Source organism: Stenotrophomonas sp. YJH_SMC_64 (assembly GCF_059371375.1).
This window is the reverse complement of the sequence record NZ_JCAFUN010000012.1, coordinates 17,011-39,653: the sequence shown is the minus strand read 5'-3', so window position 1 is coordinate 39,653 and position 22,643 is coordinate 17,011. Positions and strand designations below refer to the sequence as shown.

18 protein-coding genes are annotated in these 22,643 nt (G+C 68.8%); 8 read left to right on the top strand and 10 right to left on the bottom strand.

All coding sequences use genetic code 11. From position 1 onward, the window contains the following. Positions 1 to 10 precede the first annotated feature (10 nt). Positions 11 to 325, top strand: a complete 315-nt coding sequence (locus tag AC5P9L_RS14045; RefSeq protein WP_012478704.1) for an I78 family peptidase inhibitor — start codon at positions 11 to 13, stop codon at positions 323 to 325. A 66-nt stretch (positions 326 to 391) separates the two neighbouring features. Here the strand turns inward: AC5P9L_RS14045 and AC5P9L_RS14040 are convergent, their stop codons facing one another. Both AC5P9L_RS14040 and AC5P9L_RS14035 read right to left on the bottom strand, forming a co-directional pair. Further along, on the bottom strand, positions 392 to 2,389 hold the full coding sequence (locus AC5P9L_RS14040) for a M56 family metallopeptidase (protein WP_012478703.1): 1,998 nt from the start codon (positions 2,387 to 2,389) through the stop codon (positions 392 to 394). 3 nt (positions 2,390 to 2,392) lie between these two features. Continuing rightward, entirely contained in the window at positions 2,393 to 2,779 is a 387-nt protein-coding gene (locus AC5P9L_RS14035) for a BlaI/MecI/CopY family transcriptional regulator (RefSeq protein ID WP_005407516.1), read from the bottom strand. Positions 2,780 to 2,970: 191 nt separating this feature from the next. On the opposite strand from AC5P9L_RS14035, the gene AC5P9L_RS14030 reads away from it, so the two are divergent. After that, positions 2,971 to 4,068: a serine hydrolase domain-containing protein gene (locus AC5P9L_RS14030; RefSeq protein ID WP_049395484.1), complete on the top strand. Its 1,098-nt coding sequence runs from the start codon at positions 2,971 to 2,973 to the stop codon at positions 4,066 to 4,068. Here AC5P9L_RS14030 and AC5P9L_RS14025 read toward each other — a convergent pair. The 3 genes from AC5P9L_RS14025 to AC5P9L_RS14015 form a co-directional block, all read right to left on the bottom strand. Beyond that, a complete protein-coding gene (locus tag AC5P9L_RS14025) occupies positions 4,027 to 4,668 on the bottom strand; it encodes a hypothetical protein (RefSeq protein ID WP_024958664.1) in 642 nt (213 codons plus the stop codon). The genes AC5P9L_RS14030 and AC5P9L_RS14025 overlap by 42 nt on opposite strands. Before the next feature lie 174 nt (positions 4,669 to 4,842). Then, positions 4,843 to 6,258 (bottom strand): XVIPCD domain-containing protein, encoded by a 1,416-nt coding sequence (locus AC5P9L_RS14020; RefSeq protein ID WP_227415920.1) that lies wholly within the window; start codon positions 6,256 to 6,258, stop codon positions 4,843 to 4,845. Between the two features lie 123 nt (positions 6,259 to 6,381). Beyond that, positions 6,382 to 7,500 (bottom strand): SDR family oxidoreductase, encoded by a 1,119-nt coding sequence (locus AC5P9L_RS14015; protein WP_227415919.1) that lies wholly within the window; start codon positions 7,498 to 7,500, stop codon positions 6,382 to 6,384. A 216-nt stretch (positions 7,501 to 7,716) separates the two neighbouring features. On the opposite strand from AC5P9L_RS14015, the gene AC5P9L_RS14010 reads away from it, so the two are divergent. Then, positions 7,717 to 8,025 (top strand): putative periplasmic lipoprotein, encoded by a 309-nt coding sequence (locus AC5P9L_RS14010; protein WP_005407511.1) that lies wholly within the window; start codon positions 7,717 to 7,719, stop codon positions 8,023 to 8,025. Here AC5P9L_RS14010 and AC5P9L_RS14005 read toward each other — a convergent pair. Continuing rightward, a complete protein-coding gene (locus tag AC5P9L_RS14005; RefSeq protein ID WP_227415918.1) occupies positions 8,003 to 9,052 on the bottom strand; it encodes a DNA topoisomerase IB in 1,050 nt (349 codons plus the stop codon). The genes AC5P9L_RS14010 and AC5P9L_RS14005 overlap by 23 nt on opposite strands. A 111-nt stretch (positions 9,053 to 9,163) precedes the next feature. Between AC5P9L_RS14005 and AC5P9L_RS14000 the strand changes: the two genes are divergently transcribed. The 3 genes from AC5P9L_RS14000 to AC5P9L_RS13990 all read left to right on the top strand — a co-directional run bounded on the left by AC5P9L_RS14000 (position 9,164) and on the right by AC5P9L_RS13990 (position 15,712). Continuing rightward, entirely contained in the window at positions 9,164 to 9,553 is a 390-nt protein-coding gene (locus tag AC5P9L_RS14000) for an I78 family peptidase inhibitor (protein WP_005407509.1), read from the top strand. A 174-nt stretch (positions 9,554 to 9,727) separates the two neighbouring features. Continuing rightward, entirely contained in the window at positions 9,728 to 14,182 is a 4,455-nt protein-coding gene (gltB, locus tag AC5P9L_RS13995; protein ID WP_227415917.1) for a glutamate synthase large subunit, read from the top strand. 84 nt (positions 14,183 to 14,266) lie between these two features. Beyond that, entirely contained in the window at positions 14,267 to 15,712 is a 1,446-nt protein-coding gene (locus AC5P9L_RS13990; protein ID WP_012478696.1) for an FAD-dependent oxidoreductase, read from the top strand. Here the strand turns inward: AC5P9L_RS13990 and AC5P9L_RS13985 are convergent. After that, on the bottom strand, positions 15,698 to 18,106 hold the full coding sequence (locus AC5P9L_RS13985) for an ATP-binding protein (RefSeq protein WP_044571112.1): 2,409 nt from the start codon (positions 18,104 to 18,106) through the stop codon (positions 15,698 to 15,700). The genes AC5P9L_RS13990 and AC5P9L_RS13985 overlap by 15 nt on opposite strands. 167 nt (positions 18,107 to 18,273) lie before the next feature. Between AC5P9L_RS13985 and AC5P9L_RS13980 the strand changes: the two genes are divergently transcribed. Next, complete coding sequence (locus tag AC5P9L_RS13980) at positions 18,274 to 19,140, top strand: methylglyoxal synthase (RefSeq protein WP_049449746.1); 867 nt, start codon at positions 18,274 to 18,276, stop codon at positions 19,138 to 19,140. Between the two features lie 492 nt (positions 19,141 to 19,632). On the opposite strand, the gene AC5P9L_RS13975 is transcribed toward AC5P9L_RS13980, so the two are convergent. Genes AC5P9L_RS13975 through ttcA form a run of 3 tightly spaced genes read right to left on the bottom strand, consistent with a single transcriptional unit; the run spans position 19,633 to position 22,334 of the window. Further along, positions 19,633 to 20,412: a M48 family metallopeptidase gene (locus tag AC5P9L_RS13975; protein ID WP_111174130.1), complete on the bottom strand. Its 780-nt coding sequence runs from the start codon at positions 20,410 to 20,412 to the stop codon at positions 19,633 to 19,635. A gap of 59 nt (positions 20,413 to 20,471) precedes the next feature. Then, positions 20,472 to 21,377 carry a recombination-associated protein RdgC gene (locus AC5P9L_RS13970; protein ID WP_005411825.1) on the bottom strand — a complete coding sequence of 302 codons (906 nt, stop codon included), beginning with the start codon at positions 21,375 to 21,377 and terminating at the stop codon, positions 20,472 to 20,474. Between the two features lie 36 nt (positions 21,378 to 21,413). Beyond that, positions 21,414 to 22,334, bottom strand: coding sequence for a tRNA 2-thiocytidine(32) synthetase TtcA (ttcA, locus tag AC5P9L_RS13965; protein ID WP_176394321.1), 921 nt, complete (start codon positions 22,332 to 22,334; stop codon positions 21,414 to 21,416). A gap of 90 nt (positions 22,335 to 22,424) precedes the next feature. Here ttcA and AC5P9L_RS13960 point away from each other — a divergent pair, with 90 nt between their 5' ends. Next, positions 22,425 to 22,628, top strand: coding sequence for a YdcH family protein (locus tag AC5P9L_RS13960; RefSeq protein ID WP_005411823.1), 204 nt, complete (start codon positions 22,425 to 22,427; stop codon positions 22,626 to 22,628). Positions 22,629 to 22,643: the final 15 nt, after the last annotated feature.

Below are 22,643 nucleotides of genomic sequence, written 5' to 3'. Positions count from 1 at the left end.
GAGCCCGACGATGCGCCTCAATCCCCTGGTCCTGCTCGCCATCCTGCCCTTGGCCGCCTGCAGTCACGCTGGCAGCAGCACCTCCCACGATCCCGCGCCAGCGCCCGTGGCCGATGCCGCGCACGAATGCAAACCGGAGGCGCTGGACGCCTTCACCGGCAGGACCGCCGACGAAGCCACGATCAAGAAACTGGTGGCTGACAGCGGTGCGCGCAATGCACGGGTGGTCAAGCCGGGCATGGCGGTGACCATGGACTTCCGCCAGGACCGCGTGACCGTGCAGGTGGATGCGCAGAACCGCATCGAGCGCGCCAGCTGCGGTTGATGTTCCCAGGGTAGTGCCGGCGCTGGCCGGCCCCCCCCATTGCCGGCCAGCGGCCGGCACTACCGATCAGAGTCGCTCGGCCTTGCCACTGGCCAGTGCGCGCGCGATCACCTGCTGCGCCTGCTGCGATGCCTGCGCATGCACGCGTGCCTGGCGCTCGCCCAACGCGGCCTGTTGGCTGCCCAGCGTCGTTTGGCGGCTGGCCAGTTCAGACTGCTGGCTGGCCAGGCGCTGCATGGCGCGGGTGCGGCTGGCACGCGCGGTTTCGTTGTCCACTTCCTGCATCGCACGACGCGCCTCGGCGGCAGCCTCACGTGCGGCCTCACGTGCAACCGCCGCGTCGTTGGTCGCGCCCCGCGCCGCCTTCGCCGCTTCGGCCGCCGCTTCGCGGTTGATGTCATGCGCGGCCATCGCACTGCGCGCGGCCTCCGCTGCGGCCAGTGCCAAGCGGCGCGCCTCTTCACCCTGCAGACGCCCCATCTCACCCATCTGCTTGCCCAGGTCGCCCTGCTGGCGGCCCAGCGCACTCTGCTGGCGGCCCAGTTCGCTCTGCTGGCGACCAAGGTCCGCCGCACCGGCATAGGCGCGCTGCAGCGACTGGATCAACATCGGGTCGCGCACCACATAGCGCTTGTCGCCCTGGCGGAACCACAGCGCCGGGCCCTTGCCGAGCTGCCTGCGGGCCACCATCACGTCGTCCATGCCGCCGTTGGCGAAGGTCGAATCACCATCGACCAGCACGAAGGCCTCCCGGGGCGACTTGCCCAGATCGAGGCGACCGTAGGTCGTGATGGAGGAGGTGGTGGTCGTGCCGTCATGGTCCTCATCCATGCCAGCGGCATCGTCGACATCGGCCACATCGGCCACATCGGCATCGTCGGGACCGGAGGGTTCTTCCATATCGGCCGGTTCTGCGGGCGGTGCGGGAGCCACCGGCTCGGCCGGAACGCGCGCGGCCGAGGCTGGTGCGGGCGGGGCTTCCGGAGCCTTCGGCGGGGGCGGCACCACGGCCGTCGGGGCGGCCGGAGGTGCGGGCGGGGCCGGCGGCACCGGCGCTGCGACCAGCCGCATCGGCGCCACGCCCACCACCACCACCACAGCGGTCAGCGCCACCGCCAGCAGACGCGGGCAGGACCGGTGCGACTGCAGCGAAAGCAGGCGACGCTTGAGGCTGGTGGTGCTCGGTGCGGCGCTGGCCACGCCCAGATGCGGCTGCGGGGCCACGCCCAGCTGCAGCAACAGGCGGCCATAGGCCTGGCGGCTGGCGCCATGTTGGCCGACCACCGCCGCATCCACGGCTTCCTCGCGGGCCTGCGCGTATTCGCGCACCGACAGGCGCAGCAGCGGGTGGAAGAAGAACAGGTGCTGGGCCAGCGCGGGCAGCAGGCCCCATTGCAGGTCACGGCGCTGCAGGTGCTGCAGTTCGTGGGTCAGTGCCAGGTCCAGCGCATCGCCCTGCAGGACGTTGTCGCCGGCCGGCAGCAGCAGCACCGGGCGGAACGGCCCGACCAGCTGCGGTGCGTCCACCTGCATGCTCATCCACAGTCGCGGCGCACGGCGCACGCCGTGGGCATCGGAGGCCAGCTGCAGGGCCTGCACCAGCGCCTCGTCCTCGCAGGGATACGCCGCAGCCAGCAGTGCGCGGCAGCGGCGCCACTCACCGAAGGTGCGCAGCGCCATCATCAGCACGCCGGACAGCCACAGCGCGGCCAGTGCGACCGCCCACCACGCAACTGCCGGTACTTCGGCCGCGGGCAGCGGCATCGCGGCCAGCAGCTGCGCCGAGGCCTCCGGGGCCAGCGGGTAGACGATGTCAGCGGCCACGTCGGTCGCGGTCATCGCCACCGCCTGCGGCGCCGGCAGCCAGGCCAACTGCAACGGCTGGCTCCAGAACAGGCCGAGCACGGCCTGCAGCGAGACCAGCCACCACAGGCGGCAGCGGGTCGCCGCCGACAGCGACGGCAGCGCGCGGCACAGGCCGTACACCAGCGCCACCAGCAGCACGGTCTGCAGGCTGGTCCAGCCCAACCGTTCCAGCATCGGAATCAGCATCGTGGTGTCCATGGCTCAGCCCTCGTGGCGACGCGATTGGAGTTGGGCGACCAGCGCTTCCAGCTCGGCCAGTTCGTTGTCGCTGACCTGCTGGCGCTGCGACAGGTAGGCCACGAACGGCGACACCGAGCCCTGCAGGGTGTTGTCGACGAACTGGGCCACGGCACCCTGCAGCACGCTCTGCGGGCCACGGGTGGCCTGGTAGCGGTAGACGCCGTCCTGCTGCCGGCGCTGAAGATACCCCTTCGCCCGCAGCCGCTCCATCATCGTCAGCACGGTGGAACGGGCCAGGCCGCGGGCCTCGCCGTAGCCACTGGCGACCTCGCCGACCGTGGCCGGCGCATGTTCATCGATGTACTGCAGCAGGGCCAGTTCCTGATCCCCGATGGTCTTGCCACGCATGACACCACTCCCTTGACTACACGTGTCGTCACTGTCAGCTTGACGACAGCTGTAGTCAACCCCCCGGAAGTCATGGGCCGACGAACGGTAGGCACCACCGAGCGCTTAAACCTTTGACCCGCCCGCTGCATCCGATCCGCAACGCCCCGCTGGAATTCCGCATGTCCCGCCCAATGCTCCGAGTCCTGCTCATGCTCATCAGTGCACTGCCCTTCGCCGCTGTCTCTGCCAGCCAGGACCAGGCCAACGACCAGACCCGCCGCCTGATCCGCCAGATCATGCTGGAGCAGCGCATCCCGGGATTGCAGATCGCGGTGGTCAAGGACGGGCAGACGGTGTTGTCCGAGGCCTACGGGCTGGCCAACGTGGAGAACGGTGTGCTTGCCTCGCGCGACACCCGTTTCCCGCTCAATTCGGCCACCAAGGCGTTCACCGGCGTGGCCACCGCGCAGCTGGCCCAGCAGGGGCAGCTGGATCTGGACGCACCGGCCTCGCGCTACCTGGATGACCTTCCGCCAGCGTGGAGAGACGTACGCATACACCAGCTGCTGGCGCATACCTCCGGCCTTCCCGACATCCTTGATGCGAAGGGACTGCTGGGCGGTGGCTCAGAAGCGCAGGCGTGGGCGGCCGTCACTGCGCAGCCGCTCGAAGCCGAACCCGGGCAGCGCTTCGCCTACAACCAGACCAACTACGTACTGCTGGCACGAATCATCGCGAAGCAATCCGGCATGCCCTACGAACGTTTCCTCGCCACCGGCCAGTTCAGCAGCGCGCGCATGGCCCGCACCACCTTCGGCGACAGCTACGACCTGATTCCCGATGCGGCGACGATGTACAGCCTGGCCCCGCGTGCCACCGACGCTGCGGATGCACCGTCCCGCCTGTCGCACTGGTTCTACGACATACCGCCTTCGCTGTGGGCCGGTGGCGGCATCCTCACCACCGCCGACGACACCGCGCGCTGGCTGGTCGCGCTGACCGAAGGCCGCCTGCTGCCGGAGACCGCCCTGCGGCGGATGTGGAGCGCGGAGCGCCTGGCGGATGGCCGTGCCGGCCCGTGGGCGGGGGGCTGGCCGGTACTGCGCGCATCGCCCGACCTTCAGGTGGCCGGTATCGGCGGTGCGCGCTCGGCGTTCGTGGTCTATCCCGAGCGCGGCGTGGCGGTGGTGGTGCTGACCAATCTTGTCGGTGCCAATCCGCAGCAGTTCATTCCACGCATTGCCGATTTCTATGCGCGCGATGCCTCAACGCCCAGTCACGAACGGGTCGCCCCTGCACGGCAGTAACGGGCTGTCATCGCAGGGCCATAGCCCGGCCGGCACGGTCCTGGCCACTTCGAAGTGATCCTGGTTCCAGCGCAGGAAACCGCCGTGGATGGCATTGCCATGGTCGAAGCTGCGCGCATCGTCGGCCAATGGCTGCTCGGGGTCGGCTTCGGCCACCCAGCGCACCACCGGCACCTTGTCCAGCTGCCCGATGAAGGCGAACAGATCGCCCGCGCCCCTGTCCTGGTAAGCCGTCATCGTCGCCGTATCAGGCAGCTCGGCCTGCGCCAGCAACGACGCGGTGACATCCTGCAGCGGTGCGGCTCCCTGTGCGATGTAGGCGCGCATGCCCGTGGTGGTTGCTGGGCAGTCCTGCAGCTGCACGAGATACCCGGTGGTACCGCCATTGCTGGAGAACGAGCGCATCCAGTAGCGGAAACGCGGTCCGCTGCGATCGGTGACCATGAAATCCTGCTGGCCACCCTGCGCGGGAATGGAAAGCACCTGCGCATTGCCGGCACTCTCCACGTTGCACTTCAACTGCGCCAGCACCCGCCTGGCCGGTTCGGGCAGCGCAGCGTAGCGGCCGCCGGAATGGGCGCTGCCGGAAGCTTCCGGCAATGCAGGCAATCCGCGTTCAGTGGGTCCTGCCTGCGCAGGCAAGGTCTCCGGTTTCGCCTCAGGCTTCGCAGCAGGTGCGACCGGCACGGTGTGCTCCCCGGCGGGTGCGCATGCGCTGCACGCCAGCAGCAACACCCACGGCAAACCGGACATCAAGGGTAGACGGACCATCCTTCAACGTCCTCCCATCGCGGGTGCTTCGTGCTGCTGTGCCGGCGCGGGCACGGGTGCACCCTGTTCGCGCGCTTGCTGCTGCAGCTGGCGCAGGCTGGTTTCCACCGCAGTCTCGCGCACCTCGGCTGCGTTGACGCCTGCGCGCACGGCCGCCGGATCGCCCGGATTGCCCTGCACCAGGAACAGTGTCTCACCCGCAGCGCGGCCGCCACTGGGATTGCTGGCCACGATCTGGTCGACCCGGGTGATGCCTGCGGCCTTCGCTTCGCGCAGCAAGACCAGACTGTAGTCATCGGCATGCTCGGCGTAGCGCCCGCCCAAGGCCTGCAGGTGCGTGCTGATCTGCTGCTGCAGGGCATGGTCGCGATGCTGCGGCTGCCGGGGATCGTCATTGGCCGCGAGCGGCGTGTCCTGTCCCAGCCCGCGCGCCTGGCCCGGCGCAACCGAGGTCAGCACATACTGCCAGCGGTTCTGCCCGGGGGTGCCGCGTACCGTCGCCACGAAGTCGTCGTACTCACCGCCGCCGATGGTCTGGCAGCCCGCCGAATCGGTATTGGACCGGCTGCCACGATGGATCTTGAAGGTGTCGTTGAGGTGCTGCACGCCCTGGGTATCGCGCGCATCGAACCAGCCATCGCCATTGCTGTCGCGCTCCACCCGTCCAGCGCCGGCGGTGATCGCCGCCTGCGAAGGGCGCAACGCGAACTCATCGGGATGGCCGTTGCGCGGATGCGTGGTCGCGCGCATCTCGGTGGTGCCTTCGCCCAACCGTCCAAGATCCTTGACCCGGTCGCCGTTGACGTCCTCGCCCTCGGTCTTGGTACGCGGCGCCACGTTGCCGAAGCCAGGGCTGCGTGGCGTGGTCTTGGCGTGTCCGTCGTACTGGGCGGTCGGTTCTGTCGTGGCCTGGTTGAACTCGCGCACATGACCGTGGCCCTGCGCATCCTTCCACAGCACCACGATGCGGTCGTCGTAGACACCACGTCCTCGCGCCTCGGTGGTGCGGTTCTCGTCGCGCAGCCCCAGCACCACGCGATCCTGCGTGGCCATCGCATCGTTCGCTGCGGCGTTGCCGCGCTGGGCCACGATACTGCCATACACGTCGTACTGCTGGGCCTGGCTCAGGCACGCAGTCTCCGCGGCGTCGGGCATGCGCGGTGGGCGCGTCGCGTCGCTCAGGCGATCCAGCATCGGCTTGACCATGGCCGCGTCGGTGGCGGATACGCCACCGCTCCGTCGCAGCGCCTCAAGCTCGGTGGCGCCCCGCGCCGCGATGTAGCGATCCAGCGATTCCTGCACCACCGCACGCTGGCCGTTGTGCAGGGCCTCCAGGCGGGCGGCCGCGCCACGGGCATCGTTCTGCCGCAACAGGGCGACGACTTCATCGGCCGCTGCGCTGATATCCATCTCCGGCATGATCTTTCCCTGAACGTGATCGGTATGGGAGTCCAGCCTACCCCACCGCACCGGCGCAGCCGTTGACACACGCCACACACCTGCGCGAAGCCCCGTTCAGCAGACGCCACGCCGTAGTGCTGTTCACCCGCGTGGCCCACCCATCACCGGCAGGATCACCCCGCTGATGTAACTGGCACAGGCCGGCGAGGCCAGGAACACGTAGGCCGGCGACAGTTCCTCGGGCTGTGCAGGCCGGCCCATGTCGCTGTCCTTGCCAAATTCCGCCACGTCCCGCGCCGGCTTGTCGGCCGGGTTCAGCGGCGTCCATACCGGCCCCGGCGCCACGCAGTTGACCCGGATGCCGCGCGGCAGCAGCTGGCTGGCCAGCGATTTGGTGAACGCGTGGATCGCGCCCTTGGTCGCCGAGTAATCGATCAGCGCCCTGCTGCCGAAGATCCCCGTTTCCGAACCGGTGTTGATGATGCTGGCGCCCTCGCCCAGATGCGGCAGCACCGCGCGCGCCATCTGGATGTACCCGCCGATGTTGGTCTGCAGGGTCTCCTGCAGGTGCGCGTCTTCCAGGTCTTCCAGCCGCTCGCAGTGCAGCTGGAACGCGGCGTTGTTGACCAGGATATCGATGCCGCCGAACGCCTTGGCCACCTGCTTCACCGCTTTGTCGCAGAAGCGCGGATCGCGCACGTCACCGGCGATCACCACGCAGCGACCGCCTTCGCGCTCCACGTGCTGGCGGGTGATGTCCGCGTCCTCGGCCTCGTCCAGGTGCAGCACGGCCACGTCGGCACCTTCGCGTGAGAACAGCACCGCCACCGCGCGGCCGATGCCGGAATCGCCACCAGTGACGATCGCACGCATGCCCTGCAGTTTGCCGCTGCCGGTGTAGTCGGGTGCAAGGAAACGCGGCGCCAGCTCCAGTTCGTGTTCGTGCCCGGGCTTGGCCAGCTGCTGCGCCGGCATCGCCTCCGGCTGGCGTCGTGCTCCGGCCTGGGTCGCGGTCTTCTTTGTTGCCTTCTTGGTTGCCTTCTTGGCCGCGCGGGCGTCCTTGGCCTTCTCCTGGTCCTGCAGGCGCCGCTGCCGTGCCGCAACGCGGGCGGCGCGGGGATCGCTGGCGGCGGCCTTGCGGGTTGCAGTCTTCACCACGCGCGGGCGATCGGGGTCGGCGATGGTCCTGGTCGCAGTGCTGCCTTTGCGCACCTTGGGTGAGGCTTTGCGGCGGGCGGGGGTTTTCCTGGTGGTGGCCATGCAGGTCTCCTCGGGGGGGAATGGGATTGCCGGCCAGCGGCCGGCACTACCGGGCGCATGCGCCGCAGTACCGGGGGCGGCATCCGCCGCTCCTGCAGTGTCTCCACCCCTGCTGTTGGCGGCAGTGAGCGCGCCGTGTCCATGATGTGCACGGCATTCATTCCGCCACCACGTGCGCCGTCGCACCCTGCACGCAATCACACAAGGAACGCCTCCATGAAACACGCCATCGCCACCGCCGCCGTCTGCTTTGCCCTCGCCGCCTGCAGCAGCACACCGGTCGCCCAGGTACAGCCGATCGACGGTGTGATTTCCGGCCAGTGCCACAGCGACAGGGTACGCGGCGCACTTGGCCTGGCCGCGTCGGACGCCACCGTCGCACGCGCACGGGTGGACAGCGACAGCCTGCACGTACGGGTACTGCGCCACGACGGCCCGCGGGTGCCGCCGGCCAGCGAAGGCGGCGACCGCCTGACCATCGAAAAGGGCCGTACCAACAACATCACCGCGATCTACTGCGGCTGAGCCGGCGCGCCCTGCGCAGCACGCGCAGGGTCGCCTGTTCCCACTGGCGCGGCCCACGCAGGCCGGCCAGCGTGGCCAGTTCGCCGCGCTCCCAGCCGGCGAACACGCAGGGGTCGATATAGGCCTTGCGGCACACCGCCGGGGTATTGCCCAACAGCGACGCCACTTCGCACACCACCGCGCGCTGCGCCTGCGCCAGTGCGCGCTGGCTGGCCGGCAGTTCGGTGGCGGCAAACGCCTGCACCGCCGCAACCGTCCCGCCCCAGGTGCGGAAATCCTTGGCAGTGAAGTCCTCGCCCATCACCTCGCGCAGGTAGTCGTTCACCGCGCCGGAGTCGACCGGCTGCAGCGCACCGTCGTCATCGCGGTACTGGAACAGGGCCTGCCCCGGCAGCTGCTGCAGGCGCCGCACCAGCAGCCCCAGCCTGCGGTCGCCCACGGTGACCTCCTGCAGCTGCCCGGACTTGCCGCGGAAGCGCATGCGCACGCGGCCACCGCGCAGCAGCTCCAGATGCCGGTTTCGCAGTGTGGTCAGTCCGAACGAACGGTTCTGCTGCGCATAGGTCTCATTGCCGACCCGCACCAGCGTGTCCGCCAACAGTGCGACCACCATGGCCAGCACCTTCTCCTTCGGGAAACCGGGGCGCTTGAGATCCCGCGACAGCCGCCGCCGCAGCGTAGGCAACGCCTCGCCAAAGGCGATGATGCGGTCGAACTTGCCGGCATCGCGCTCCCTGGCCCAATCGGGGTGGTAACGGTACTGCTTGCGACCGCGCGCATCACGACCGGTGGCCTGCAGGTGGCCATTGGCGTGGGCGCAGATCCACACCGCGGTGTAGGCCGGTGGGATCGCCAGTGCGCGGATGCGTTGCAGGGTGGTGGCGTCGCGTATCGCGTGGCCATCAGCATCGCGGTAGCTGAAGCCCTTGCCGGCGCGGCGCCGGCTGATGCCCGGCTGGGTGTCGTCGACATAGCGCAGGCCGGCCGCGCGCGCTGCCTGTCGTTCGGGGGTGGAGGGAGTTGGCATGCCGCCAGTGTCGCCGTCGCCATGCCGCGATCCTGTCGATAACACAAGACAAACACGTGAGGGCCGGTTCGCCGCTATGCTCGGGTCTTCACAACCCCTTCCGGAGTCATGATGTCGTTCCCGATTCGCGCCCGTTCGCTCTCCGCCCTGTTGCTGCCGGCCGTGCTGGCCCTGACCGCCTGCCAGGCACCGGCGCTGGATGAACAGGATTCGGCCACCGCCCACGCCCAGCAGGCCGCCGAAGCAGCCAAGGCGCCGGCCGACGACGCCGGCAAGGCCACCGAGGCTCCGCCGGTCGGCACCTGCGATGCCAGCCAGGTACAGAGCCTGGTCGGCCAGGCCTACACCGATGCCCTCGGCAAGCAGGCACAGGAAGATGCAGGTGCCAGCCAGGTGCGCGTGCTCAAGCCCAATGATGTGGCCACGATGGAGTTCCTCGGCGACCGCCTGAACATCGAAGTGGACGACAAGGGCGCCGTCAGCGGCGTGCGTTGCGGCTGAGTCCCGCCCCGCGCCGGTACTGGGTTGCCGGCGCGTTCCGTTGCACCTGCAACCGTGTATTGCGGCGTTGCAGCAACCTGTGATCTAGTCGAGGCATCCGGTGGCCTCACGATGCGCTCCAGGGAATGAGCGGGGACGAGTGTCGCCGCCAACCCTATACGCATCGAGGTAGAGATGGCCCCCCGCAACCGCCAAGGGCTTTACGACCCGCGCTCCGAGCGCGATGCCTGTGGATTTGGCATGGTCGCCCAGCTCGACGATCAACCATCGCGCCTGTTGGTTGATACCGCCATCGCCGCGCTTTCGCGCATGACCCACCGTGGCGGTGTCGCCGCCGATGGCCTGACCGGTGATGGCTGCGGCCTGCTGCTGCGCCGCCCCGATGCGTTCCTGAAACTGCTGGCGAGTGAGGCCGGCATTGCCGTCGCCGCACGCTTCGCCGCCGGCCTCGTATTCCTGCCGCATGACGCCGACGCTGCGCAGGCCTGCCGCGCGCAGCTGCAGGCGCAGGTGGAAGCGGTGGGCTGCAAGGTCGCTGGCTGGCGCGAGGTACCGACCGACGACAGCGTCTGCGGCCAACTGGCGCGCGACACGCTGCCGCGCATCGAGCAGGTGTTCGTCGATGCCGGGGTTGGCCAGGATGATGCCGGCTTCGCACTGGCGCTGTTCCTGGCCCGTCGCCGCAGCGAACAGCAGCTGCGCGAACACGCCGACTTCTACGTCGCCACCCTCACCCCGGATGCGATCAGCTACAAGGGCATGGTGCTGCCGGACAAGCTCAGCCGCTTCTTCCCGGACCTGCAGCGCCGCGAGCTGGCCTCCAGCGCGATCGTGTTCCACCAGCGCTTCTCGACCAACACGCTGCCGCGCTGGCCGCTCGCCCACCCGTTCCGCATGCTCGCCCACAACGGCGAGATCAACACCATCGAGGGCAATCGTCGCTGGGCGCAGGCGCGCAGCAAGGTGTGGAAGACGCCGCGCTTCGATATTGGTGAATTCGACCCGGTGATCTCCATGCACGGTTCGGATTCGCAGAGCCTGGACAACATGCTGGAGCTGATGGTCGCCGGTGGCATGGAGCTGATCCAGGCGCTGCGCATCCTGGTGCCGCCGGCCACCCAGTCGCTGGAGTTCAAGGACCCGGACCTGGCCGCGTTCTACGAGTTCCACGGCCTGAACAGCGAGCCTTGGGATGGCCCGGCCGGCATCGTTGCCTGCGACAGCCGCTATGCGGTGTGTACGCTGGACCGCAACGGCCTGCGCCCGGCGCGCTGGATGCTGACCGCCGACCGCCACTTCCTGGTCGCCTCCGAGGCCGGCGTCTGGGAAGTGCCAACCGAGCGCGTGGTGCGCAAGGGCAAGCTCGGCCCCGGCGAGATGGTCGCCATCGACCTCAAGCGCGGCGACCTGCTCGACTCCGACGCGGTGGACCGCATCAACCGTGGCCGCGCGCCGTACAAGCAGTGGCTGCAGCAGGGCGTGACCTACCTGCAGACCGAACTGATCGACCCGTCGCTGGTGGAAGAGCCGTTCGACGAAGCCACCCTGCGCAGCTACCACAAGCTCTACCAGCTCAGCAGCGAGGAAGTGGAGCAGGTGCTGCGGCCGCTGGCCGAGACCGAGCAGGAAGCCACTGGCTCGATGGGCGATGACACGCCGATGGCGGTGCTGAGCCAGCGCAGCCGCCCGCTGTACGACTATTTCCGCCAGGCCTTCGCGCAGGTCACCAACCCGCCGATCGATCCGCTGCGCGAAGACTGCGCGATGTCCCTGTCCACCCAGCTCGGCAAGGAGACCAACATCTTCCATGCCGGCCCGGAGACGGTGAACCACGTCATCCTCAACTCGCCGGTGCTGAGCCAGCGCAAGCTGCGCCAGCTGCTGAAGATGGAGCAGTACGTGCAGGCCAACCGCCTGCTCGACCTGTCCTACAGCGAGGACGAGGGCCTGCGCGCCGGCATCGAGCGCATCTGCAGCGAGGCCGAACAGGCCGCGCGCGATGGCATGGTGATGCTGCTGCTGTCCGACCGCTACCCGGTGGCCGGGCGGCCGATGGTGCACGCGCTGCTGGCCACCAGCGCCATCCACCACCACCTGTCGCGGCTGGGCCTGCGCTGCGACGTGAATCTCATCGTCGAGACCGGCACCGCGCGCGACCCGCACCACATGGCCTGCCTGCTCGGCTTCGGTGCCACCGCGGTGTACCCGTACCTGGCCTATCAGACCCTGTTCGACCTCGGCCGTCGCGGCATCCTCAAGCTCAGCAAGGGCGGTGAGCAGTCGCAGATCGGCCGCCGCTACCGCAAGGGCGTCTACAAGGGCCTGTCGAAGATCATCTCGAAGATGGGCATCTGCACCGTGGCCAGCTACCGCGGCGCGCAGCTGTTCGAGATCATCGGCCTGGAACCGGAAGTGGTGGACCTGTGCTTCCCGGATACGGCCTCGCGCATCGGTGGCGCTGGCTTCGCGCGCCTGGATGCCGACGCACGCGAGCTGTGCGCGCAGGCCTGGGACGCGCAGCAGGACGTGGACTTAGGCGGCCTGCTGAAGTACGTGCACGGCGGCGAGTACCACATGTACAACCCGGACGTGGTCACCACCCTGCAGCGCGCGGCGCGCAGCGGTGACCCGCGTGCCTGGCAGCAGTACTGCGATGCCGTGCATGCACGGCCGCCGTCGGCGTTGCGCGACCTGCTGGAACTGGTGCCGGCGGCCACGCCGGTACCGCTGGACGAGGTGGCTCCGGCCAGTACCCTGTTCCCGCGCTTCGATACCGCGGCGATCAGCCTGGGCGCACTGTCGCCGGAAGCACATGAAGCATTGGCCATTGCCATGAACCGCCTCGGCGGCCGCAGCAATTCCGGCGAAGGCGGTGAGGATCCCGCCCGCTATGGCACCGCAAAGCGCAGCAAGATCAAGCAGGTCGCCTCGGGCCGCTTCGGCGTCACCGCTGAGTACCTGGTCAACGCCGAAGTGCTGCAGATCAAGGTCGCGCAGGGCGCCAAGCCCGGCGAGGGCGGCCAGCTGCCGGGCCACAAGGTGAACGAACTGATCGCGCGCCTGCGCTATGCCCGGCCTGGGATCGGCCTGATCTCGCCGCCGCCGCACCACGACATCTATTCGATCGAAGACCTGGCGCAGCTGATCTACGACCTCAAGCAGGTCAACCCGACCGCGCTGGTGTCGGTGAAGCTGGTCAGCCATGCCGGCGTGGGTACGATCGCCGCCGGCGTGGTCAAGGCCGGTGCCGACCTGATCACCATCTCCGGCCACGACGGCGGGACCGGTGCTTCGCCGGTCAGCTCGATCCGCTACGCCGGCGTGCCGTGGGAACTGGGCGTGGCCGAAGCGCACCAGGCGCTGCTGGCCAACGACCTGCGCGGGCGCACCCTGCTGCAGACCGATGGTGGCCTGAAGACCGGCCTGGACGTGGTCAAGGCCGCGCTGCTCGGCGCGGACAGCTTCGGCTTCGGCACCGCGCCGATGATCGTGCTGGGCTGCAAGTACCTGCGTATCTGCCACCTCAACAACTGCGCCACCGGCGTGGCCACCCAGGACGAGCGCCTGCGCGAGAACCACTTCACAGGCCAGCCCGAACGCGTGGAGAACTTCTTCCGCCTGCTGGCCGAGGAAGTGCGCGGCTGGCTGGCGTACCTGGGTGCACGTTCGCTGGAAGAGATCGTCGGCCGTACCGACCTGCTGCGGCAGATCGAGGCCGCGCCGCGTGACGGCGTGCGCGTGGACCTGTCGCGCCTGCTGGCCGATGCCCGCTACGAAGGCAGCCACTGCGCCGCCCAGCGCCTGTACGAATCGCCGGACGGCCTGGCCACGCAGATGGATGGCCTGCTGGCGCCGGCCATCGAACACAAGCGCGGTGGCGAGCATCGCTTCCTGATCCACAACACCGACCGCAGCATCGGCACGCGCCTGGCCGGTGCGGTGGCGCGCGCGCACGGCAACCAGGGCATGGCCGAGGCACCGCTGGAACTGCGCTTCCGTGGCAGCGCCGGGCAGAGCTTTGGTGCCTTCAATGTCGGTGGCCTGCACCTGGAAGTGGACGGTGAAGCCAACGACTACGTCGGCAAGGGCATGGCCGGCGGCCGCCTGGTGGTGCGCCCGCCGCGTGGCGCGCGCTTTGAAGCGCGCAGCACCGCGATCATCGGCAACACCTGCCTGTACGGCGCCACCGGTGGCGAGCTGTTCGCCGCTGGCCGCGCCGGCGAGCGTTTCGCGGTACGCAATTCCGGCGCGCTGGCGGTGGTGGAAGGTGCCGGTGACCACTGCTGCGAGTACATGACCGATGGCGTGGTGCTGGTACTGGGCAAGGTCGGCCTGAACTTCGGTGCCGGCTTCACCGGTGGCCTGGCCTACGTGCTGGACGTCGACCGCGATTTCGTCGACCGCTACAACCACGAGCTGATCGACATCCATCGCGTCTCCGCCGAGGGCTTCGAGAACTACCGCCAGCACCTGCACCGCCTGATCGGCCGCCACCGCGAGCTGACCGGCAGCATCTGGGCGCAGCAGATCCTGGACGAGTTCCGCGATTACATCGGCAAGTTCTGGCTGGTCAAACCGAAGGCCGCCAGCATCGAGTCGCTGACCGAAACCCTGCGACGCGCCGCGTAACGGTAGTGCCGGCCGCTGCCGGCAACCCAGGACCACGTAGTGCCGGCCGCTGGCCGGCGACCGCAAAACACCACAGAGCCCGCCATGAGCCGCAAGCACGCCTTCCAGTTCCTCGACCTGCCCCGCACCATGCCGCAGCGCATTCCGGTGGAACTGCGCACGTCCGGCGACTGGGGTGAGTTGTACGGCAAGTTCGGTAAGGAAGATGCCCAGTACCAGGCCGGTCGCTGCCTGGACTGCGGCAACCCCTACTGCAGCTGGAAGTGCCCGGTGCACAACGCCATTCCACAGTGGCTGCAGCTGGTGCAGGAAAACCGCATCCACGAAGCGGCCACGCTGTGCCACAGCACCAACCCGCTGCCGGAAGTGTGCGGCCGGGTCTGCCCGCAGGACCGGCTGTGCGAGGGCAGCTGCACGCTGGAAGAGTTCGGTGCGGTCACCATCGGCGCGGTCGAGAAGTACATCGTTGATACCGCGCTGGCCACGGGCTGGCGCCCGGACCTGGGCGCGGTGCAGCCGACCGGCCGCAGCGTGGCTGTGATCGGCGCCGGCCCGGCCGGGCTGGCCTGTGCCGACCGTCTGGCGCGCGCCGGCATTGCCGCCGTGGTCTACGACCGCTATGAGCAGATCGGCGGCCTGCTGCAGTTCGGCATTCCCAGCTTCAAGCTGGACAAGGATGTGATCCACCGCCGCCGCGAAGTGCTCGAGGGCATGGGCGTGCAGTTCCGCCTCGGTGTGGAGATCGGCCGTGACCTCAGCGTGCAGCAGCTGCTGGACAGCCACGATGCGGTGTTCGTCGGTACCGGCGCCTACCGCTATACCGACGGTGGCCTCGACGGCCAGGACCTGAAGGGCGTGCTGCCGGCACTGCCGTTCCTGGTGCAGAACAGCCGCATCGTCGGCGGCGATGATCCGAAGGGCCGGCCGATTGCCGGCTGGGAAGACAGCATCGCCCTGCCCGACCTCAACGGCAAGCGCGTGGTGGTGCTGGGCGGCGGTGATACCGGCATGGACTGCGTGCGCAGCGCGGTGCGGCTGGGCGCGGCCAAGGTCACCTGTGCCTACCGCCGCGACGAAGCCAACATGCCCGGCAGCGCGCGCGAAGTGGCCAATGCGCGCGAGGAAGGCGTGCGCTTCCTGTTCAACCGCCAGCCGCTGTCGATCGAAGCCGGCGCCGACGATGAGGTGATCGGCGTGACCGTGGTCGAAACCCGGCTGGGTGAGCCCGATGCCAATGGCCGCCAGAATGCGGTGCCGATCGAAGGCAGCGAATCGCTGCTGGAGGCCGACGTGGTGATCATCGCCTTCGGCTTCTCGCCAACCGTGCCGGCGTGGCTGGCCGAGCACGGCGTGGAAGGCCGGTCCAACGGCCGCATCGTGGCTGGCGGCAAGGACCGCCTGCCATTCCAGACCGCGCACCCGCGCCTGTTCGCCGGCGGTGACGCAGTGCGTGGCGCCGACCTGGTGGTGACCGCCGTGGCCGAAGGCCGCGACGCCGCCGCCAGCATCATCCGCCTACTGGCGCATTGATTCCGGCGCCAGCAGCACGGCCAGCAAGCCCCGCAGTTCCTGCGCCGCCACCGGCTTGGCCAGGAAATGATCGATGCCCGCTTCGCGGCAGGCCTCGCGGGTGCGACCCAGCGCGCTGGCCGTGAGCGCGATGATCGGGACCTGCGCGCGAACCGCGCAGGCGTCGGCGCGGATGGCCCGTGCCAAGGCAAAGCCATCCATGTGCGGCATGTGGCAGTCGGTGATGACCAGGTCGAACGCCCGCGCCTGCCAGGCCTCGAAGGCCTGGCGACCATCGGTGCAGGCGTGCACCTGCAGACCCAGATCATGCAGGCGCTGCTCCAGCAGGTGCAGGTTGGTGGGGTGATCTTCAGCTACCAGCACCCGGGCCGACGACAGTGGCCGCGCCGCCTCTGCCGGAAGCGGCAATGCCTCGGCAGGCAACTCACAGGCGTCCAGATCCAGTTCCAGCCACACGGTGGTGCCCTTGCCTGGCGCGCTGCGCAGGCACAGTTCTGCTTCCATCGATGCAGCCAGTTCACGGCAGATCGCCAGGCCCAGGCCGCTGCCGCCGAAACGGCGCGTTGTCGATGCCTCGGCCTGGGTGTAGGCAGCGAACACCGCCTGTTGCCGTTCCGGGCTGATGCCCACCCCGCTGTCACTGACCTGCAGGCGAAGACGTTGGCCGCGATCGTGCTGCTGCAGCACCTGCACCTGCAGATCCACGCCGCCATGCTCGGTGAACTTGAGCGCGTTGCCGGCAAGGTTGAACAGGATCTGGCGCAGGCGCAGGCCGTCGGCCAGCGATCCGGCCTGCAATTCCGGATCAAGTTGGATACGCAGATGCAGGCCCCGGCTGGCCGCCACCGGCATCAGCAACTGCTGCACCGCGCGCACCAGTGCCGCCACGCTCGTGGGTCGCAGCTGCGGCGGCAGTGCCTGCAGCCGTTGGCTGTGCAGCACGTCGTCCAGGATCTGCCGCAGCATCTGGGCAGCATCACCCACGGTCACCAGCACCTGTTGCTGGCGATGATCCAGATCGCTGCCCTCCAACCGCTCGAGCATGCCCAGCAGGGTGCTCATCGGCGTGCGGATCTCGTGGCTCATGGTCGCCAGGAAGTGGGCCTTGGCCAGCGCTGCCTGCTCGGCCGCACGGCGCGCCTCGGCCAGCGCATGGGTGCGCGCCTGCACTCCGCTTACGTCGATCCAGTAGCCACTCCACTCGACGTCGCCGCTGTCCAGGGACAGCGGCCGTCCATGCGAGTGGACCCAGCGCCAGCCTTGTGGCGAGCGCGTGCGGAAGGTGACATCGATCGGGCCCCGCGCCAGGGCAGCGGCGTCGACGGTGTCCATCAGCCGCGAGCGATCGTCGGGATGAACCGCTGCCAGCAGGCGCTGATGATCGATCAGGGCGGTTTCCACGCTGATTCCGAACAACGCCTGCACGTCGCCTGCGATCTGGGGAAAGCTGTAGTGGCCGGTGGCAGAGCGACGCACCTGATAGACCACCGCTGGCAGGTTCGAGGTCACCTCCTGCAGGCGTTGCGCAGCCACGCGGCGACGCTCGCTCTCGCGATGCACGCGCCAGTAGCCGAAGGCGTACACCAGCATGAGCGCCAGCAGGGTCAGCGAGGCCGGCACCAGCCAGCGCAGGGGGGACGCAGAGGGCGGGTGTCGCGGCTGGTTCGGCAGCCAGGCCGTGCGGATCGCCTCGCGTTCGTTCGCGGTCAGCTGCGACACGGCTCGCTCGAACACCGGGATGACGTCGGCGCAGGCGGGCACGGTGGCCAGCACCGGCGCGTCGTCGATTCCGGCGGGCGCAGCGATTACCAGCGGCTCGCCCTGATAGTGGCGCAACGCGGCCTCGACCTCTCCAAGATTGGCGACCACGGCATCGACCAGGCCCGTGCCCAGCAGTGACAGGGCGTCGTCGATGGGGGCGGGGGGCAACAGCTGCACGCCAGACGCCTGTTCCGTCAGCGCCCCGACCAGCGACAGCGGGTCGGGACTGGCCACGGTGCCTCCGCGCAACGCCTCCAGGCCCAGCACCGGCGATGCATCCCGGCGCCGCACAATGACCTGTGGCAGCTGCACGTAGGGCGCACTGGCCACCCACCCCGTCGGCAACTGCGAGCGCGACCAGCCCAGCAGCGCCTGGACGTCGGGCGGCACCGTTCCCTCGGCGATGGCGGCGGTTGGCAATGGCTGCATCTGCAGTGGTCGCTGCGCGCCCAGCAGCTTCAGGTACTGCGCGCTGAGCCCGCGCGGCTGGCCCTGCTCGCTGGAGGACAACGGCGCGCGGTCGGCGGGCCAGGCAATGCGCAGCGGCGTCCTGCAATCCGCAGCGGCGGCCAGGGCAGGCAACAGCAGGCCGGCCACGACCGCGGTGGCGGCACGCAGGCCAGCGGCGTTCACGATGGGCATCCTCTTCTGGCGGGCGGAATGAACGGCCGCGCAGCGGTACCGCTGCCTCTTACGCTAGCGGCGCGTGGACGAAGCGCAATGAAGAAAGTTGTAAAAACACCAAGATAGGTGAATGGCGACATACACTGCCGCTTTCACCCGTATCTGCGGAGCATTCGATGCGCATCGGCCTGGCTGCCAACCGTCTCCATCACCACGACGCGCGCGCCGCCCTGTTCCGCTGGCTGCGCGTCAGCGAACCCGGCCTGCGCGAGCTGGGCGTGTCGCTGCACGCGGTCGGCCGCACCCATGACGCGATACAGCGTCAGGGCTTCCTGACCGGATACGCGGGCCTGCATCGCTACCCCTATGGTCGCGAGGGTGGCTTGATGAAGCTGGTGGCCGAGGTGGTTGGCATGGGGCCGGATCGGACACTGGATGGCGCGGTCTACCTGATCGATCCGGTCGATCCATCCTCGGTGTTTCCGGAAGCCACGGCGCTGAAGCGGCAGTGCGTGATCCACGGCAAGCCTTTCATTTCCACCGTGGCCACCGCGCGCGACTGGATCGAGGTGGAACGCATCCATGCCGGACTGGCTGCCGATGCTGGCGCCGACGACCTGCATGCGTTCGAAGGACAGACGCTGGCGCTGATCGCGCACGACGCGATGAAGCCGGCGATGCTGGCCTTCGCCGATGAGCACTTCGATGTGCTGGCGCGGTTCGGTGAGCGGGTGGCAACCGGAACCACCGGCCAGCGCTTGAACGAGCTGGCGTGGAGCCGTGGCTGGCCCAGCGATACGCCCTGGGTGACGCGCTACCAGAGCGGCCCGATGGGCGGCGATGCGCAGATTGCCGACCGGGTACTGGAAGGGCGCTGCCAGCGCGCGATCTTCTTCGAGGATCCGCACGTAGCGCGCCAGCATGAGGCGGATATCCAGCTGCTGGAGCGCGCGGTGACGACGGTGACCGACCAGGCGGTGTGCATTACGGCGCCGCGGGTGGCGGCGCGCTGGGCGGCGGCGGCGGCGTTGCGGGCGAGGTGAGGATTTCGGCCAACGGCTGAGCCCCTCGTGGTGGGTGGTATCCGTAGGCAAAGCCGTGCTTGGCCGGGCGGGGTGGATTGCGCAAGGGTCGCTGCAAGTACCCCTCCGGGGCCCGGCCCAGCCGCTGGCGGCTGTGCGTTCAGGCGCTTGCGAAGCAGTGCTTCGCAAGCAAAGCGCCTTCACCCCTGTAAGCTCGGTTGCCGCATCCATGCGGCTCACGCCCCTGCGCAACCCACCCCGCCCGGCCACGGACAGATTCCGCTGTGCCCACCACGGAAGAAAGAAAAGAAGAGCAGGAGCGGGTCGCGCGCTGCGCGCGCTCATGGCGCGTTGCCAGGGCGGGGAATGCTCATCCTCTGCGCAGACCCTGTGCAGCGTCGAGCCTGCCCGACTGACCGGCCCACTCTCTGGAGGAAAGCCCCTTCTGTTGAAGGGGCGCGCCGAAGGCGGGGGTAGAGGAAGAATACGTGGGCAACTGCTGTAGCGCTGGCGCTACAGCAGTTGCCGCAGCATCGCCTTCAGTCGGCGGCCTTCCAGCTGGAAGTAGTCGCGCTGTTCGCGCCAGGCGGGGAAGCGTTGTTCCACTTCGTGCCAGAACGCGGGCGAGTGGTTGGGCTGGATCAGGTGGCAGAGCTCGTGCACCAGCACGTACTCGAACGCTTCCGAACGACCGAGCACGAGGGCCAGGTCCAGTGCCATGCTGCCATCGGGGGCGAGCGAGCCCCATTGCGAGGACATCACCTTCAATCGCAGGCGGCTGGGTGCGCGCGGCAGTGTGGGCAGGTACTTCGGCAGCCAGCGGCCGACGTCGGCGCGGGTCTGTGCTTCGTAGAACTCGCGCAGCAGGCGACGCAGGGTGGCGTCACCACCACGTGTCGGCCACTGCACGCAGGCACCATGCGCGTCGATCTCCAGGCGCGCGTAGCGGCCTTCCTGCCAGCGCAGCGGCAACAGTTCGCCGCGCAGGGGCAGCACGCCGTCTTCGCCCGGCTGCAGCGGTGCCGGCAGGCGCTGGCCCTGGTACTGGCGCAGCTGCAGTGCCAGCCAGTCGCGGTGCTGTTCCAGGAAGCGTTCGCCCATCACCAGGCTTGCGCGCGGCGGCAGGGTCAGGCGCGCGCCGCGTTCGTCCACGCTCAGCTTGATGCGGCGCGCACGCGGATCGCGCACGCGCAGTACCTCGATCTCGGCATCCTCCAGGCGCAGGCGAACGGTGTCGCGCTGTACGGTGGCGGGCGGGGTCGGGCTGATCAGGCGGCGCAGCAGACGGCTCATGCGCCCAGCATAGCGCCGCTTCGGGCCGCCGGATGACCGGCGGCCGTCGGGCTGCCTGTTCAGTCAGCCTTGCTGAGCTTGAAGGCTTCTTCCAGCAACAGGAACAGACGGCGGATCTCGGCGCTCTGCAGGGCGAAGCGGGCGTCGAACTCGGCGCGGCGGCCGTCTTCGTCGGCATGCTCCAGCTGGTCCAGGGCACCGTCGAGGAACTTCAGCTTGCGCACGATCAGGTCGTCGCCGATGACGAAGGACAGGTTGTCCTCGAAGATCAGCGCCAGCTTGGTCACCTGCTTGCCGGCATCCAGGTGCTTGTCGATCTCATCGCAGCGCAGTTCCTGGTGCTGGCACTTGACCACCGCGCCGCCTTCCACCGGGTCCTTCATCTCGCACTCTTCGCCCAGGCTCAGCCCGGTCGGCAGCGGCTCGCCGGCGATCCAGCCGGTCAGGATCGAACGCGGCGCGACTTCGGCGTTCAGCGGCATCGCCGGGAAGCTGCCGAGCAGGCCGCGGATGTCGGACATGAAGTACTCGCCGGTCTTGCGGCTGGAGGTATCCACCGCGACGTAGCCGTGCTGCAGGTCGATGAAGGCGTCGTTGCGCGAGGACTTCACGAAGGCGCGCGGCAGCAGTTCATGCAGCAGGTCGTCCTTCATCCGCTTGCGTTCGCGGCCACCCGGGCGGCGGCCTTCCTTCTCCTCGATCTCCTCCAGCTTGCGCTCGAGCAGGTCGTTGACCACCGCCGCCGGCAGGATCTTGTCCTCGCCGCCCACGGTCAGCCACAGGTGTTCGGCGATGCGGTGGGAGAGCAGTTCCTTCTCCTCGCGGCCGAACGGCGAGATGAAGCCGCGCGAATTCATTTCCAGTGCGCCGACCGGCTTCAGCAGGGCGTGCGGCAGCAGCGTGTCGACTTCGGAAAAATCGGTGGTGGTCGGGAAACGGAAGAACGTCAGGTTGCGAAAGAACATGGAATTCCGGATGGCAAAGAGGAAGGGCGACCGACCTTAAACGGTGGGCGTCTCGGGATCTGCGTCGGCGTCGGCCGGGGAACCGGCCAGCCAGGCATGGGCGTCGGGCAGCGGCGCGTCGTCGCGACGGCCCAGCGCCATGAAGTCGAACAGGGTGGTGTCGGCCAGCTGCGAGGGCCGGACTTCGCCCATGGCGCGCGCGATCTGCTCGATGCGGCCCGGGTGGTCCTTCTCCCACTGCTTCAGCATCAGGCCGACCTGGCGGCGCTGCAGGTTCTCCTGGCTGCCGCACAGGTTGCAGGGAATGATCGGGAACTTGCGTGCCTGCGCGTAGTCGACGATGTCGCTCTCGCGAACGTAGGCCAGCGGCCGGATCACCACGTGCTTGCCGTCATCGCTGCGCAGCTTCGGCGGCATGCCCGACAGCTTGGCGTGGTGGAACAGGTTCATGAAGAACGTGGCCACCATGTCGTCGCGGTGGTGGCCCAGCGCGATCTTGGTGAAGCCGTGGGTCTCGGCGTAGTTGTACAGCGCACCACGACGCAGGCGCGAGCACAGCGAACACATGGTCTTGCCTTCCGGGATGACCCGGCTGACCACCGAATAGGTGTCCTGCTCGATGATGTGGTACGGCACGCCCAGGCCTGCCAGGTATTCCGGCAGCACGTGCTCGGGGAAGTCCGGCTGCTTCTGGTCCAGGTTCACCGCCACCAGCTCGAACGGCACCGGCGCCTTCTTCTGCAGCTGCAGCAGCACGTCCAGCAGGGTGTAGCTGTCCTTGCCGCCGGACAGGCAGACCATCACCTTGTCGCCGGCCTCGATCATGCCGAAGTCGGCAATCGCCTCGCCGACCTGGCGGCGCAGGCGCTTGGCCAGCTTGTGCTGCTCGCGCTCGGCCACGCGCGGATCGCGGGCGGCGCGCGGCTGGGGATCAGGGAGGGAAATCACGGCACTCATGGGTTCCATTCTAACGGCTCGGAGCGGCCACGGCCGGGGGTCGGGATTCCCCTCTCCCGGCGGTCATCATCGCTGTGTATCCTCGAAGCCGTGGATACCTACGACCCCGCCGAGATTGTCGAACGCCTCGCCGCCCTGCGCGCCGAGCACCGCCTGCTGGATGAACAGATCACCCGCATGGCCGCCAACGGCGAGGACGAGCTGGAATCCAAGCGCCTGAAGCGGCGCAAGCTGCAGTTGAAGGACTGCATTGCCAGGCTGGAAAGCCTGCAGATTCCCGACGAACCGGCCTAAAGACCGTCCTGGTGG

Excerpts from the sequence above, each read along its gene's own strand:
- AC5P9L_RS13975 (WP_111174130.1), bottom strand. The coding sequence starts at position 20,412 with ATGAGCCGTCTGCTGCGCCGCCTGATCAGCCCGACCCCGCCCGCCACC.
- AC5P9L_RS14020 (WP_227415920.1), bottom strand. The coding sequence starts at position 6,258 with ATGCCGGAGATGGATATCAGCGCAGCGGCCGATGAAGTCGTCGCCCTG.
- AC5P9L_RS14045 (WP_012478704.1), top strand. The coding sequence starts at position 11 with ATGCGCCTCAATCCCCTGGTCCTGCTCGCCATCCTGCCCTTGGCCGCC.
- AC5P9L_RS14015 (WP_227415919.1), bottom strand. The coding sequence starts at position 7,500 with ATGGCCACCACCAGGAAAACCCCCGCCCGCCGCAAAGCCTCACCCAAG.
- gltB (WP_227415917.1), top strand. The coding sequence starts at position 9,728 with ATGGCCCCCCGCAACCGCCAAGGGCTTTACGACCCGCGCTCCGAGCGC.
- AC5P9L_RS13970 (WP_005411825.1), bottom strand. The coding sequence starts at position 21,377 with ATGTTCTTTCGCAACCTGACGTTCTTCCGTTTCCCGACCACCACCGAT.
- AC5P9L_RS13980 (WP_049449746.1), top strand. The coding sequence starts at position 18,274 with ATGCGCATCGGCCTGGCTGCCAACCGTCTCCATCACCACGACGCGCGC.
- AC5P9L_RS14035 (WP_005407516.1), bottom strand. The coding sequence starts at position 2,779 with ATGCGTGGCAAGACCATCGGGGATCAGGAACTGGCCCTGCTGCAGTAC.
- AC5P9L_RS14030 (WP_049395484.1), top strand. The coding sequence starts at position 2,971 with ATGCTCATCAGTGCACTGCCCTTCGCCGCTGTCTCTGCCAGCCAGGAC.
- AC5P9L_RS14040 (WP_012478703.1), bottom strand. The coding sequence starts at position 2,389 with ATGGACACCACGATGCTGATTCCGATGCTGGAACGGTTGGGCTGGACC.
- AC5P9L_RS13990 (WP_012478696.1), top strand. The coding sequence starts at position 14,267 with ATGAGCCGCAAGCACGCCTTCCAGTTCCTCGACCTGCCCCGCACCATG.
- AC5P9L_RS14010 (WP_005407511.1), top strand. The coding sequence starts at position 7,717 with ATGAAACACGCCATCGCCACCGCCGCCGTCTGCTTTGCCCTCGCCGCC.
- AC5P9L_RS14000 (WP_005407509.1), top strand. The coding sequence starts at position 9,164 with ATGTCGTTCCCGATTCGCGCCCGTTCGCTCTCCGCCCTGTTGCTGCCG.
- AC5P9L_RS14005 (WP_227415918.1), bottom strand. The coding sequence starts at position 9,052 with ATGCCAACTCCCTCCACCCCCGAACGACAGGCAGCGCGCGCGGCCGGC.
- ttcA (WP_176394321.1), bottom strand. The coding sequence starts at position 22,334 with ATGAGTGCCGTGATTTCCCTCCCTGATCCCCAGCCGCGCGCCGCCCGC.